16 protein-coding genes and 1 tRNA gene are annotated in these 13,720 nt (G+C 62.5%); 8 read left to right on the forward strand and 9 right to left on the reverse strand.

Annotated elements, in window-relative coordinates; translation table 11 throughout:
• Window positions 1-446 precede the first annotated feature (446 nt).
• From ABIC03_RS24250 to tenA, 5 genes are all read left to right on the forward strand, one after another.
• A complete protein-coding gene (locus ABIC03_RS24250) occupies window positions 447-878 on the forward strand; it encodes a phasin (RefSeq protein ID WP_354061658.1) in 432 nt (143 codons plus the stop codon).
• Window positions 879-1,071: 193 nt separating this feature from the next.
• Window positions 1,072-1,148, forward strand: a tRNA-His gene (locus tag ABIC03_RS24255).
• 418 nt (window positions 1,149-1,566) lie between these two features.
• Window positions 1,567-1,983, forward strand: a complete 417-nt coding sequence (locus ABIC03_RS24260; protein ID WP_354061660.1) for an ATP-binding protein — start codon at window positions 1,567-1,569, stop codon at window positions 1,981-1,983.
• 2 nt (window positions 1,984-1,985) lie between these two features.
• On the forward strand, window positions 1,986-2,309 hold the full coding sequence (locus ABIC03_RS24265; protein WP_354061662.1) for a hypothetical protein: 324 nt from the start codon (window positions 1,986-1,988) through the stop codon (window positions 2,307-2,309).
• A 343-nt stretch (window positions 2,310-2,652) separates the two neighbouring features.
• Window positions 2,653-3,345: a thiaminase II gene (gene tenA / locus ABIC03_RS24270; RefSeq protein WP_354061664.1), complete on the forward strand. Its 693-nt coding sequence runs from the start codon at window positions 2,653-2,655 to the stop codon at window positions 3,343-3,345.
• A 33-nt stretch (window positions 3,346-3,378) separates the two neighbouring features.
• On the opposite strand, the gene ABIC03_RS24275 is transcribed toward tenA, so the two are convergent.
• The 4 genes from ABIC03_RS24275 to ABIC03_RS24290 form a co-directional block, all read right to left on the reverse strand.
• Window positions 3,379-3,783, reverse strand: coding sequence for a nuclear transport factor 2 family protein (locus tag ABIC03_RS24275; protein ID WP_354061666.1), 405 nt, complete (start codon window positions 3,781-3,783; stop codon window positions 3,379-3,381).
• A 337-nt stretch (window positions 3,784-4,120) separates the two neighbouring features.
• A complete protein-coding gene (locus ABIC03_RS24280) occupies window positions 4,121-5,059 on the reverse strand; it encodes an AEC family transporter (RefSeq protein ID WP_354061668.1) in 939 nt (312 codons plus the stop codon).
• Window positions 5,060-5,065: 6 nt separating this feature from the next.
• Window positions 5,066-5,995, reverse strand: coding sequence for an HpcH/HpaI aldolase/citrate lyase family protein (locus tag ABIC03_RS24285; protein ID WP_354061670.1), 930 nt, complete (start codon window positions 5,993-5,995; stop codon window positions 5,066-5,068).
• Window positions 5,992-7,158 (reverse strand): CaiB/BaiF CoA transferase family protein, encoded by a 1,167-nt coding sequence (locus ABIC03_RS24290; RefSeq protein WP_354061672.1) that lies wholly within the window; start codon window positions 7,156-7,158, stop codon window positions 5,992-5,994. Before ABIC03_RS24290 ends, ABIC03_RS24285 begins: the two co-directional genes overlap by 4 nt.
• Window positions 7,159-7,480: 322 nt before the next feature.
• Between ABIC03_RS24290 and ABIC03_RS24295 the strand changes: the two genes are divergently transcribed.
• Both ABIC03_RS24295 and ABIC03_RS24300 read left to right on the forward strand, forming a co-directional pair.
• The gene (locus ABIC03_RS24295; protein ID WP_354061674.1) at window positions 7,481-7,831 is read left to right on the forward strand and encodes a hypothetical protein; all 351 of its coding nucleotides are present in this window, start codon (window positions 7,481-7,483) and stop codon (window positions 7,829-7,831) included.
• Window positions 7,832-8,259: 428 nt separating this feature from the next.
• Window positions 8,260-8,937, forward strand: coding sequence for an AAA family ATPase (locus tag ABIC03_RS24300; protein ID WP_007596685.1), 678 nt, complete (start codon window positions 8,260-8,262; stop codon window positions 8,935-8,937).
• 78 nt (window positions 8,938-9,015) lie between these two features.
• On the opposite strand, the gene ABIC03_RS24305 is transcribed toward ABIC03_RS24300, so the two are convergent.
• The 5 genes from ABIC03_RS24305 to trxB all read right to left on the reverse strand — a co-directional run bounded on the left by ABIC03_RS24305 (window position 9,016) and on the right by trxB (window position 12,884).
• Window positions 9,016-9,195, reverse strand: a complete 180-nt coding sequence (locus tag ABIC03_RS24305; RefSeq protein ID WP_211396596.1) for a hypothetical protein — start codon at window positions 9,193-9,195, stop codon at window positions 9,016-9,018.
• Window positions 9,196-9,293: 98 nt separating this feature from the next.
• A complete protein-coding gene (locus tag ABIC03_RS24310; protein WP_354061676.1) occupies window positions 9,294-9,440 on the reverse strand; it encodes a hypothetical protein in 147 nt (48 codons plus the stop codon).
• A 178-nt stretch (window positions 9,441-9,618) separates the two neighbouring features.
• Window positions 9,619-10,527, reverse strand: a complete 909-nt coding sequence (locus tag ABIC03_RS24315; protein WP_354061678.1) for a 4-hydroxy-tetrahydrodipicolinate synthase family protein — start codon at window positions 10,525-10,527, stop codon at window positions 9,619-9,621.
• A 462-nt stretch (window positions 10,528-10,989) separates the two neighbouring features.
• Window positions 10,990-11,913, reverse strand: a complete 924-nt coding sequence (locus tag ABIC03_RS24320; RefSeq protein WP_007614700.1) for a LysR family transcriptional regulator — start codon at window positions 11,911-11,913, stop codon at window positions 10,990-10,992.
• Between the two features lie 5 nt (window positions 11,914-11,918).
• Window positions 11,919-12,884: a thioredoxin-disulfide reductase gene (gene trxB, locus ABIC03_RS24325; RefSeq protein WP_354061680.1), complete on the reverse strand. Its 966-nt coding sequence runs from the start codon at window positions 12,882-12,884 to the stop codon at window positions 11,919-11,921.
• A 265-nt stretch (window positions 12,885-13,149) separates the two neighbouring features.
• Between trxB and ABIC03_RS24330 the strand changes: the two genes are divergently transcribed.
• Complete coding sequence (locus tag ABIC03_RS24330; protein WP_275172518.1) at window positions 13,150-13,629, forward strand: Lrp/AsnC family transcriptional regulator; 480 nt, start codon at window positions 13,150-13,152, stop codon at window positions 13,627-13,629.
• The last annotated feature ends 91 nt before the right edge of the window (window positions 13,630-13,720 follow it).

Raw genomic sequence — 13,720 nt, forward strand, 5'->3', positions numbered from 1 at the left:
AGTCGCTTCAACCCGAACTCGTGCCCCCACCCAGCTGCGTTCCCTCCCCCCTTGTGGGGGAGGGCTAGGAAGAGGGGTAAGCCCAGCAAAAGGTGTCAGTCGTTGCCCCGAGACCGAAGCGCGACAGAGAAAATCCCCGTGTGGCACCCCCTCCCTGACCCTCCCCCACAAGGGGGGAGGGAACGGAGAGAGCGCGGCGGCCGGACTCAAATACCTCAACCACCGGTTCCCCAGCCCGGGAACCTCATCCTCCCCGAGATTAAATTTTGCAATGCACCCGCCAAACCCGTTGCGTTGCACAATGTTGACATTTTAGGCAGGCATGGTCCCCGCGCTGGGCGAGCCATCATTCGTTTCGTGTTTCCAGTCTTCGCTCCCGTCACCCGGTTGGCCGGCGGGCGCGCCTGAAGGCTCACTCCGTTTTTTCATTAGTGTGAGGGACAACCATGACAGGTGCGACTGATCCGTTTTCTGCCTCGATCATTCCGTTCGAGGTCCCCGAGCAGGTGCGTGCGTTCGCCGAAAAGGGCGTGTCGCAGGCCCGCGAGAGCTACGCCAAGTTCAAGGACGCCGCCGAGACCCACAACGGCACCGTCGAGGCCGTGTTCTCTTCCGCCCACAAGGGCGTGAGCGAATACACCGCCAAGCTGATGGAGTTCGCGAAGGCCAACACCAAGGCCCATCTCGACTTCACCCAGGAGCTGTTCAGCGTGAAGGCGCCGCAGGATGCGTTCGCGCTGTGGACCAACCATTCCAAGGCGCAGCTCGAGACCTTCCAGGCCCAGGCCCGGGAGCTCGCCGAGATCACCCAGCGCGCTGCCACCGCCGCCGCCGAGCCGATCAAGGCCTCCGCCGCGAAGCTCTACCCCGCCGCCTGATCCGGCGCGGCCGTCTCAATTAAGAAACCCGGGCCTAGAGCCCGGGTTTTGCTTTGGAAATAACCTCGTTTGCGGGACGTTTTGAGGGTGTTGCGGCCTTGCCAAAAACGCCCGTTGCACCTAGTTTCCGCCCCGTCCAGCCCCCCTTGGTTCTCGGCCCGTTCAGGGCGCCCCTCGGGCGGCTCGCAAGGATGCAGTTGTAGCTCAGTTGGTTAGAGCGCCTGTCTGTGGAACAGGAGGTCGGTGGTTCGAGCCCACCCAACTGTACCAGTGATTCCGCCACAGGATCAGTACTTTATGTAAACTGCCGCTGCATGTTCAGCCACGCATGTTTACCTCCCGTACCCTCGACCCTCTTCGATACCCGAATGCAGCGGCCATCCCCTGGAAGGCTCTATTGGCGTGCGGTTTGATGGCCGCTTGCAAAAACTGCCGTGGCTATGCGCTTCGGTGCCAAGCACAACGATATCTATCCGATCGTTGGCGATATGATCCGTTGGAAACTTGGGCTTCCGTCGCGTCATTCATCTGAGGCAGTTGCTGAAGCTGCCGCCGCATAGCGAGATCATCTTAGATATCTACCATCGTCGTAGATCATCGACTTACGCAAATGTGGTGCCCGGGTTTCCGGGCACTGATTTGAATTCAAATTTCTTGTGTTCCCTAGAATTTAGATCACGAGGATACAATGAATAGTTCACCAAACGTCACTGCCTTACGTGTCGCCGACGAGGACTTTCTCGTTGCTAGTATGATCGAGCGCTGCCCGAAGACGATGATGATCCGCGAATTGGTCATGAACGCGATCGAGGCAGCAATCAATGCTCCAGCAGGCGAGCAAACAATAGAATTGATGCCGAAATGGATCGGCGGCGTAGAGAAGCTTTGTATTTGGAATTCTGGGCCCGGGATGTCCAGTGAAGAGCTCCATCAGATATGCGACCTGGCTGCATCCATTGGAAAAGACAAGGGGCTTGATGACAATTTCGGTATGGGCGCAAAGGTGGCGTCACTACCTTCAAATCGTTACGGCCTTCGTTATCGCAGTTGTAAAGGAGGGTTAAGGCCGCGAAATTTTATCCTGAAGCAGGGCAGCTATTTGTAAACATGCATTACCATTCGATTGCTGAAATGCGCACCCAACTTGAATTGGAGTATGCACACGCCCCTGAGCCCGAGGCGATGCGTCGGATGACAAAGGAATTTGCTGAACGAACGATGATCATTCGCGTCGGTCGGGCTGTTGTTTATGCGCTCGCTAAGCAATTGAACCAGGAGTGGACCACCGAGGATATGGCGCGCGCTCAATCTCCAGAAAGCCTGAGCATTGCGGCGGATGATTTCATCGATGGTCTTCAGAACGTTCGTAGACGAATGGGCATTGCGCTACGTGCGGTACGATCGGAGGCACCGGAAGGCATGCCCTCTTGACGCGAACAGTCCCTCAGAGCGGCGTCACCGCCGCCAACAGCGTGCCCCGCGCTACCGCGCCCGAGCCGGGTTCACCAACCACTGGTGGAGTCTTGCGTGATAACGTCCGATCAGCCTGAGCTCGAAATGCCTAAGAGCGAAAACCTTCGCCCTAACGATCGACCGTCGGGACTAAAGCGTTCGAGATTACGGTGACAGTGCGCCAAACTCCCGACGCGGGCAGTGTCCGCAACGCTACTCAAAGCCAGTTTTGTGCGCGGTCGCCGTCGCTCCCCGGTCCGCAATGCGCTATCGGTAGCGAACCAAAGACATTCATGGACAAGCAAGCCGGGCGAAAAAGATCGTGAGTTTCTTCGAGCGTCTCAAGACAGCAGCATCCGTTGAGTGGCGGGCCTACACCGAGCATCCCTTCACGAACGGATTGGCAGACGGCTCGCTCCCCGAGGCGGCGTTTCGTCACTACCTCGTTCAGGACTATCTATTCCTGATCGAGTTTGCTCGCGCCTATGCGCTCGCGGTCTACAAGTCGCCCAGACTTGCCGACATGCGTGAAGCAGCGGCCGGCCTTTCGGCCATCCTCGATGTCGAGATGAACCTGCATGTGAAGCTCTGTGCCGATTGGGGTCTATCCCCGACCGACCTTGAACAGGCGCCTCCGGCGGCCGAGATGCTGGCCTATACACGCTACGTGCTCGACGCGGGAATGCGCGGCGATCTGCTGGCACTCAAGGTGGCGCTTGCCCCCTGCGTGATCGGGTACGCGGAGATCGCAACGCGGCTCGCCTCGCTCCCCCTCGCTGACGCTGCGACGAACGCCTACCGCGTCTGGATCGCCGAGTACGCCGGCGCGCCGTACCAGGAGGTCGCCGCCAAAGCGCGGGCGCACATGGAGCATCTCGCCGATCTCTACGCCACGCCGGCGCGCGAGGCAGAACTGATTGCGATCTTCAAGGAAGCCACCCGACTCGAGGCGGACTTCTGGGAGATGGCCTGGCGCGAGGGCCAGCGTGTTGTGACAGTGCACCAAACTCCCTAACGTCAGGCGACACTGACACAACCTCTTTGCGCGTCAGGATATCATCGCCTTGATCTGCGCAGTGTCCGCAAACTCGATCAGCTCGACGATCTTTTCGTCCTGAAATCTGAACAGGTCCAGGATCTCGGTGCTGGAAGCCTTCCCGGTCGGATGGTGTAGAACGACGACGCGGGAATGGACAGCAACGCGATCTCCGTCGACCAGCTCGGCCACGATTTCGCGATCTTCGAAGCCGAATTCATCAATCAATTTACTGAAGGCTCCACGCAGGGTCGGGTGCCCCTGCATAGTCCCCGTCAGTGCGAGCGCGCTGTTGTCGCCCATCAAGGTGAACAGACCCTCGGGATGAAAGGCTGTCACCAAGCCTTCGGCGTTACCGCCGTCGCGTGCCGCGTAAGCGCTTCTGATCAATGCCAGTCTCTCTTCACGCTGTCCCATGTCACCCTCCCTGCAGGACGTATCAGGGCAGCCTAGCGACCTTTGCGTGTAAACGAAAAATCATTGAGGGGGCGAAGCTCAGCACGCCACGACGCAGGATGGGTCGCTTTCGTTCCCCGATTTCAGGAGAAAACGGCGCCGAGCACCGCCGAACCTTTTCACGACCTTCGGTGTTTGTGTTGCGGCAGGACTGACAACGCGGAGGAGCTGAGACATGAACGGCATTATCTATCTGGTCGGACTCGTCGTCGTGATTGGTGTGGTGCTCTCGTTCCTGGGCCTGCGCTGATTGGATATTCGGGCGGTGGTGCGGCGCACTCTGCAGGCCTCTGACACTTCACCTCGCCACCACCCACACCACCACCGGCAACGTCACCGCTGCCAGCAACGTCCCCAGCGCCACCGCGCCCGACACCGGGTTCACCAGCCGCTGGTATTGAACCGCGAAGATGTACGCATTCGCCCCGGTCGGCATCGCCGCGAACAGCACGACCACGCCGGCCGCGAGCGGCGGCAGGTCGAGCAGCTTTGCCAGCACGAACGCGGCCGCCGGCATCGCCAGCAGCTTGAGCGCGCTCATCACGACGACGCTTAACATCTCGCCCTTGACCTCGAACCGGAACAGATTGATGCCGAGCGCGATCAGCGCCGCCGGCGAGCCCGCCTGCGCCAGCAGCTCGGCGGTCCTGTCGACCACGGGATGCAGGCCGAGGCCGGTGAAACGCCAGACCACGCCAAAACCGATCCCCAGCATCAGCGGATTGCGCGCGAGATCCGTGAGCACGGGCCGGATCACCGACAGCGCCGAGCCGGTCTGCTTGCGGCTGACCCATTCCATTTGCAGGATGCCGCAGAGCCAGAGCAGCGGCGTGTTCACCGACAGGATCAGCGCCATCGGGCCTGCGGCCTCGTTGCCCAGCGCCGAGAGCGTCAGGGGGATGCCGAGCATCACGATGTTGCCGTAGACCGAGCCGATCGCGAACACGACGCCGTCCTCGCGGTCCTCGCGCCGCTTGCGCAGCAGGGCCGAGAGGACAAGCGCCGCGATCCAAATGAGCGCGAGCGCGCCGTAATAGGCGCCCCACATCCGCCACGGGCTGACGTCGGAAAATTCTGACACGACGATGGTGCGGAACAGCAGCGCGGGAATCGCGATGCTGAAGGCGAATTCGGAGATGCCCTTGTGCGCGGTCTCGGAGACAAAGCGAAACAGTACCGCGGCATAGCCGGCCGCGATTAGCGCGAACACCGGCGCGACGATCAGCACGGTGGCCATGCGCCGCTACGACCCCATCTCGATGATCCTGCGCGCCATGCGAACATTGGCATAGTCGATCATCTTGCCGTCGAGGGTCACCGCGCCCTGGCCCTGCGCCTCGGCCTGCTCCATGGCCTCGACCACCCGGCGCGCGTGCGCGAGCTCGGTGTCGGACGGGACGAACGCCCGCAGCGTCGGTTCGATCTGGTCGGGATGGATCACCTGCTTGCCGTCAAAACCCATCGCAGCCGCCTTGAGCGCGCTGCTTTCAGTCAGTCTGCCATCCCGGAACGCGCCGCACGGACCGTCGATGGCGCGCAGGCCGAACGCGCGCGCGGCCACCAGCAGGCGCATCATCGGATAGGCGAACAGATCGAGCGGGGCGGAGGCATAGCCGCTCTGGGCGGAGCCCACGTGGCGGTAGCCGTCCGGCGACGCGCCGATTTCCGAGGAGCGGGCGCCGATCGACGCCGCGAAATCGCCGACGCCGAGATGAAGGGCGGCGACGCTTTGGTGCGCCGCGGCGAGCGCGTCGACATTGACGAGACCGAGCGCGGTCTCGATCAGCAGTTCGAGCGCCACAGGCGAGGGGCGATCCGGCGCGGCCGCGCGCAGCTGATCGGCAATGGCGGCGATGTCGCTCGCGTGCTCCGCCTTCGGCACGATCACCGAATCCAGCCTGGGCAGCGCAGCGAGCATGCGGATTTCCTGCGCGATGAAGGGGCTGTCGACGGCGTTGAGCCTGACCGCGACGACCTTGTTGCCCCACTCCAGCGAGGACAGCGCCCGCGCAGCTTCCTCCAGCGCCGCGCTCTTCTCGGTCGGCGGCACCGCGTCCTCGAGGTCCATGAACACCGCGTCCGCGGCCGAGGCAGCCGCCTTGGCGACGAGACGGGAGCGATGCGCGGGAACGGCCAGATAGACCCGCGTCGGCCGCCGGGGCGTCATCGTCATGTCTCCCTTGCGAGACCGAGCTCGCTGAGGATGGATGGGTTGTGCTGGCCGACGTCAGGCACCGGATCCATCCGGGGCGACAGGCCGGGAATGGTGAGGGCCGGCAGGAAGCTCATGACCGGACCGCACGGAGATCCCACCGGTTGCACCCGGGAGCGGGCGCGGAGCTGCTCGTGCTCCAGGAACGCCTCGACCGAATTCAGGTGCGCGTTGGCGATCGAGGCCTCGTCGAGCAGCCGCAGCACCTCGTCACTGGTCATCGCTGCAAAACGCTGCTCGATATGGACCTGCAGATCGTCCCTGTTCTGCATGCGCAGCGGATTGGTGCGGAAGCGGGGGTGGTCGGCAAAGGCGGCGTCGCCAAGCACAATGGCGCACAGCGATCGCCATTCCCGGTCGTTCTGGATGCCGAAGAAGATCGTGTTGCCGTCGCCGACGCGGAAAGGGCCATACGGCGCTATCGTTGCATGCCTGGCGCCGGTTCGCGGCAGCGGCCGGCCCGTACTCTGCGTGTAGAAGGCGGGATAGCTCATCCAGTCCGTGATGGAATCGAACAGCGAGGCCTGGAAGGCGGTGCCCTTGCCGGTCCGCTCGCGGCGATACAACGCCATCAGCACGCCGTTCAGGATGTACATGCCGGTGGCGATATCGACCACCGAAAGTCCGACCTTGGCGGGCTCCGCCTCGGTGCCGTTGATGGCGAGGACGCCGGCCTCGCACTGCACCAGGAGATCGTAGGCCTTCTTGTTGCTGTAGGGACCGCCCGCGCCATAGCCCGATACGTCGCAGGCGATGATCCGGGGATATTTCCGCAGCAGCGAGGCGGCATCGAGGCCGAGCCGCTCCGCCGCGCCCGGCGCCAGGTTCTGGATGAAGACGTCGGCCTGCGGCAGCAGGGCGTCGAGCACCTCCTGTCCTTCCGGGCTTTTGATGTCGATGGCGAGGCTCTCCTTCGACCGGTTCGTCCAGACGAACTGGCTCGACATCCCGTTCATCACGTGATCGTAGTCGCGGCAGAAATCGCCATCGCCCGGCCGCTCGATCTTGATGACGCGCGCGCCCCAGTCCGCAAGATGGCGGCTGGCAAGAGGAGCCGCGATCGCCTGCTCGAGCGAGACCACCGTCACGCCCGACAGCGGCAGCTCCGCCTCATTTCGCTCCATGCAATCGTCTCCGTCCCGCTCACGCTTTTGTCCAGCGCAGGAGACAGGCCGACCACCCCACGCACGTTCTGTGATGATGGCATCATGCTCCTGTTTTGCCCGACGAGTCAAACCGCATTTCGTAAAATCCGCAAATCACCATTGGCAAAGTCCAATCAACACATGGACTTGGCTACTGTGCATGGGGTTGTTTTCGCGTTTTTTTGTTTTGGGGGGCCCTGTTGCCGAGACCGCACACGTCCCGCCTTTCGCATCTGCCCTCGTTGCCAACGAACCCCCGTTCACCCACTATCCGCTCCGACTCGACATTTTGGGGGGATCGATGCCGCCGTTCCGTTTCAACAAGACCTTTGCTGCTGCGATCACGGGGATCGCCCTGGCCGTCCTGATCCACCCGAGTGAAGGCTTTGCCTACTCCCAGGAGGAGCAGCAGGCCTGCACGCCCGATGCGATGCGGCTGTGCGGCGACTTCGTTCCGAACGTCGACGCCATCACCGCCTGCATGATCCAGAAGAAATCGCAGCTCTCGCCGCAGTGCCGGGTGTTCTTCCGGCCGGGACCGGAGCCGGGCATGGCGGCCGCGCCCCGCGCCGGCAAGCCGACCAGCATCGCGCCCAAACCTGCGAAGAAGAGCACGAAGACCGCCAAGAAGAAGAAAGCCAGCGAAGGCTGAACGCGGGCAAGCGTTCCCTTTTTGAAACTCGATCATGCCCGGGCCAAAGCGCGCAGTGCGTTTGAAGTCCCGGGCATTTGCGTGTCCGGCCCCTCGTCGCTAAGTCCAAACTGATCAGGGCATCAGTCCCACACCAGCCACTGGACTCGTTTTGTTCGCCTCCGCGTGCGGACGCTTGCGACAAGGCGGGATGGAAACGGCCAGCGAAACGGATTGCGCGGCGAGGTTGCATTCCATTATTTCCCGCCGGACTGCTCAAAAAACGCACGATTGGCGGCATGAAGCCGTCGTCGCACGCGACAGTGTGACTCAAAAGCCAACGCGCTTTGTTATTTCATGGCGCCGACATAACTTATGATAAATTTTTCTTTCCCGAATCACCGCGGTGATTCATTTTCGCCGCCTGGGGTCAATCTGGAGGCAGAGGTATGAACGTTATTGTTTTTGCATCGCGTAAAGGTGGCTCGGGCAAAAGTACGCTGGCCGCGCATCTCGCCGCGCAGATCAAGGCGACCAAGCCGATCCTGCTCGTCGATGCGGATCCGCAGGGCTCGCTCACGCTGTGGCACAAGCTGCGTGGCACCAACGAGCCGCCGATCAAGTCCGCAGTGAACTCGGTCAGCGGCATCGTCTCCGCTGCCAAGCGCGACGGTTATGAATGGGTGTTGATCGACACGCCGCCGAACCTGTCGGCCGTCGTCGACGACGCCATCCGCAATGCCACCATGGTGGTGATTCCCGCCCGTCCCGGCGTGTTCGACGTCAACGCGGTGCAGGAAACCATCCAGATGTGCCGTGCGGCTCGCAAGCCCTACGCGGTCGTGCTCAACGGTGCGCCGGCGCGCCGCGACGAGTCCGAAAGCCCGATCGTCACCATCGCCCGCGAAGCGCTGGCGAAATTCCGTGCTCCGGTGTGGGGCGGCCAGATCACCAACCGTTCGGATCTGCTGATGGCGCTGAGCCACGGCGAGGGCGCGCGGGAATATCAGGCCGAGAGCCGTGCGGCTCAGGAAATCGCAAGGCTGTGGGCGGCGATCGAACGTTCGGTAAAGGCTATTCGCGGCACGGCGTCGGCGTCCGGCGCAATGCACAAGCAGGCGGCATAATTTTTCATAAATCATTCCCCGGACGAAAAACGCGCGGACATCCGCGCGTTTTGCGTTTTTCGGAAGATGACTTGGTAGCTAGGCCACCATCAGCATGTAGAACACGATCACCGGCGATAGAGTGAGAATCACCGACCAGATGCCGGCGGCCCAGAGAATGTCCTCGGTGGTAAAGCCCTGCTGTTCAGCGTCGTAATGCGACGCCACTTCGTTATGACTATTCACAAACGCCCCCGCGATTTCTTCGCTTATGGGCATGAACGCTACATTGGATGTTTTAAAAATCCGGGTCGCAGTCTCGCGCGCTTTCGAACACAGGTGCTACCACGGATTAACCATCCGGACGTGCGTTCGCCTCATGCCAGCCAGACCCGAAACACCAGCACCGGCATCAGGCCGAGCATCACCGCCCAGAAGCCGAACGACGACACCACCACAATTCCCCGCATGAAATCGGCTGACGCGAAGACGTCTGCCGCCGTCGGGCGGATGCGTTGCCCCATGATCATTCCCCCATTTGAAAAGACTTTGAATGAAGACGATAGGCGCGTTTGCGTAAACGAGCCGTGGATGCACCATGCGGCAGCAGCGAAGGTCATTGGTGCGCGGTTAACCACGCACTCCGCTCTCTCACTCCCTCTCCCCGTACTTACGGGGAGAGGGTGGGGTGCGGGCTATCAGCTACGCCGCGACTTGCATCCGTCGCTCGATCTCGCGGTCGAGCTGGACTGCGAGTTCGCTGCCGACTTCGACCATCGGCAGGCGCACTTCGGGGCTGTCGATCAGGCCCGCGCGCCACAGCCAATACTTCGCCGGTGCGGGACTGGGCTCGGTGAACAACAGGCGCGTCAGGTCGGCGACCTCCTGCCAGCGCGCCAGCGCCGCATCGTGATTGCCGTGCTTCAGCTCGGCATGGACAGCCGCAAACGTCGCGGTCTCGAGGTGGGCTGACAGCACGATGCCGCCGTCGGCACCGTCGCTGAGCGCCTCGAAATAATTCGCATCCTCGCCAGTCAGCACGCGAAAGCCCGCAGGCCGGTCGCGCAGCAGCGCGATGGATTGCTCGCGGCTCGCGCCGCAATCCTTCAGGCCGATGATATTCGGATGCCCGGCAAGCCGCAGCAGCGTCTGGTTGGTGATGTTGACCGAGGTGCGATAGGGAATGTTGTAGAGCGCGAGCGGCCAGGCGGCGTGATCGGCGAGCGCCTCGAAATGCGCCAGCAACCCGCGCTGCGACGGCCGCACATAATACGGGCTCGCAATCAGATAGCCGTCGATCGGCCAGTCCGCGGTCTCGTCGAGACGCTCCTTCAGCCGCGAGGTGTCCGCGCCTGACAATCCGAGGCAGACCGGAATCTTGCTGTGGGCGGTGGCCAGCTCGTCGCGCACGATGGCGACGAGGCGTTCGAGCTCCGCGTCGCGCAGCGTCATGCCTTCACCGGAGGTCGCCCCCAGGATGAAGCCGTCGACGGCCTGTCCGCTGTAATGCCGGGTCAATCGGCGCAGCGACCTCTCGTCGAGAGCGCCGTCGCGAAACGGCGTCACAAGCGGCAGCCAGAGCCCGTGCAATTGTTCCTGTAGTCCGGTCATGTTCCATCTCCTTCTCGGGAAAAATCCTGAGACGAGGCACATGAAAAAACCCCGTCCAGGCGGCGGGGTTTTCGAAGTTTCGGCTCGCGATGACGAAGGCTGTTAGCGCGCGCAAAATTCCGAGGTCCCCAGATGGGGGCCTTTTTTCGAGGCGACTGCCGTCGACGAGGTTGCGCACGACTTCGTGATCATTCGCAAATGATGCGGGGTAAGCATGGAACTGTCAATACACGCGGAGGGCGAAGGCCGGATCTGCCAAAAAAAAGCCGGGCTCGATCGAGCCCGGCTTAAGGTATTGGCCACGTGAGGCCGACACAATCACCTTCCAAGAGGGATTACTGAACTCCCGCGCCACTGGAGGAGGGGGACAAATGCGCAACGCGAAGGCTCAGCGTGAAAACATTATGGGCTAGCCTCGCGCCCTGCATCAAGCGTCCAAGCCGCATGTCAGACATGCGGAAATCAGGACGGCCAGCGCTGCGCCTTGCTCACCACGAAATCGCGGAACACTTGCACGCGCGCGACCGTCTTCAGCTCTTCCGGATAAACAAAATACGTATCGAGCTGGATCGAATCCGATTCGCCGAACAGCTGCACGAGGCGGCTCTGTTCTTCGATCAGATAGTCCGGCAGCGCGGCGATGCCGAGGCCCTGCTGACAGGCGCGCACGAGGCCGAGAATGTTGTTGACCCTGAAATAGGCTTCGCGCGGACCCGAGCCGTTGCGCCCCGCTTCGACCAGCCAGTTGCGGTTCTGAAGATGCGGCGCGAAGTTGCCGTCGGAGAGCGTGATGATGCGATGAGAGTCGAGCTCCTCCAGCGTACGCGGCGTGCCGAAGCGCTTGATGTAATCAGGCGAGCAATAGGCGTGGAAGCCCATCGCGAACAGCTTGCGCTGGATGAGATCCGGCTGCGTCGGCTTGCGGGTACGGATCGCGACGTCGGCCTCGCGCATCGACAGATCGAGCTCCTCGTCAGTGACGATCAGCGAGATCCGGATTTCCGGATAGAGCGCGGTGAATTCGCCGAGCCGGGGGATCAGCCAGTTGATGCCGACGCCGGGCGTGGTGGTGATCTTGAGATCGCCGCTCGGCCGCTCGCGGCTGTCGGTCAGTTTCGCGCGCGCCGCCTGCAGCTGCATGAACACGTCATGGGCGGTGCGGAACAAGAGATCGCCCTGTTCGGTGAGGATCAGGCCGCGCGCGTGGCGGTGGAACAGCGAGACCGAGAGTTCTTGCTCCAGTGCCGACACCTGGCGTGACACCGCCGATTGCGACAGGCCGAGCTGCTCGCCCGCGTGCGTGAAGCTGCCCGCTTCCGCCGCCGCGTGAAACACCTTCAGCTTGTCCCAGTCCATATCCGTGAATCCGTCGCGTGTTCGTGCCATGATGCCTATTCCGCTGCCGCGCGCTCGCTGGCGCGCAGGGCCAAAAATCGTTCCGCCTCGAGCGCTGCCATGCAGCCGAGGCCTGCCGCCGTGACCGCTTGACGATATGTCTCGTCGGCGACGTCGCCCGCGGCGAACAGGCCGGGGACCGAGGTGGCGGTCGAGTTCGGGGCGACCTCGACATAGCCCGACGGTTTCAGCTTGATCTGGCCGGCCACGAGCTCGGTCGCCGGGGCATGCCCGATCGCGACGAAGACGCCGTCGGTCGGCACGTCGGTCAAGGCGCCGGTCCTGACGTTCTTCAGCCGCACATGAGTGACCTTGTTCGGGTTCTCGGTGCCGCAGATCTCGTCGACGGCTGAGTCCCAGATCACCTTGATCTTCGGGTGCTTGAACAGACGCTCCTGCAGGATGCGTTCGGCGCGGAAGTGATCGCGACGATGCACGATGGTGACCTGCGAGGCATGGTTGGTGAGGTACAGGGCTTCCTCGACCGCGGTATTGCCGCCGCCGACCACCACGACGTTCTTGTTGCGGTAGAAGAAGCCGTCACAGGTGGCACAGGCCGACACGCCGCCGCCCTGGAATTTCGTTTCGGACGGCAGCCCGAGCCAGCGCGCTTGGGCGCCGGTGGCGAGGATGACGGCGTCGGCGAGATAGACGTCGCCGCTATCGCAGGTCAGACGAAAGGGTCGCTGCGAGGTGTCAAGCTTGGTCACCAGATCGGTCTTGATCTGGGTGCCCACATGCAGCGCCTGCTTTTCCATCTGCTCCATCAGCCAGGGGCCCTGGATCACGTCGGCGAAACCCGGATAGTTCTCGACGTCGGTGGTGATGGTGAGCTGGCCGCCCGCCTGGATGCCCTGGATCAGGATCGGCTCGAGCATCGCGCGCGCGGCGTAGATCGCCGCCGTGTAGCCGGCGGGGCCGGAGCCGATGATGACGACCTTTGCATGGACAGCGGCGGACATTTCGACAGATGCCTTTCACGGGGGACTGCAGCGCGGGCGCGGAACGTGCCGGGAGGCCTCGCGGAGGCGCTGAAATATCAGAGGTAATCTAAGCCTTCTGGTGAGCTATGCAAGAATTGCATTCCCTGTCGGCGGATTTTTCCAACAAGGAACAAAAGTCGATTGCGCTGCACGCGCAATAAAATTGCGCCGAGTGCGCGGTCTGGGCTATGAGGATTGCGACAGACCCACCAATACCGCCGTAAAGGCCAGGAGTTCCAATCACGTGTCGCGGAACCTAGACGAGATCGACCTGAAAATTCTCACCGAGATTCAGGCCGACGGTCGAATCACGAATGTCGAGCTGGCCAAGCGCGTCGGCATTTCGCCACCGCCCTGCCTGCGCCGCGTCCGGGCGCTGGAGGAGGAGGGGTATATCCACGGCTATCGCGGGCTTCTGGATGCGCGCAAGCTGGGCTTCGACGTCACGGTGTTTGCCGCGGTGCACCTCTCCAGCCAGGCCGAGGCCGATTTGCGCGCCTTCGAGGAGTTCGTCCGCGCCGAGCCGCTGGTGCGCGAGTGCTGGATGCTGTCGGGCGAAGTCGATTTCATCCTGAAATGCGTCGCACCCGACATGGCCACCTTCCAGGATTTCGTCACCCACCTGACCGCCGCCCCACACGTCCGCAACGTGCGGACCTCGCTGGTGCTGCACAATTCGAAATACGAGGCGGCCGTGCCGCTGGACGTGAGGGCAAGAAGGTAGCGTCTCCGCCGTCATTGCGAGCGGAGCGAAGCAATCCAGGCGGTCTCCGCGGAAAGACTCTGGATTGCTTCGCTGCGCTCGCAATGACGAG

This window comes from Bradyrhizobium sp. RT6a (genome assembly GCF_040547675.1).
GTDB lineage: Bacteria > Pseudomonadota > Alphaproteobacteria > Rhizobiales > Xanthobacteraceae > Bradyrhizobium.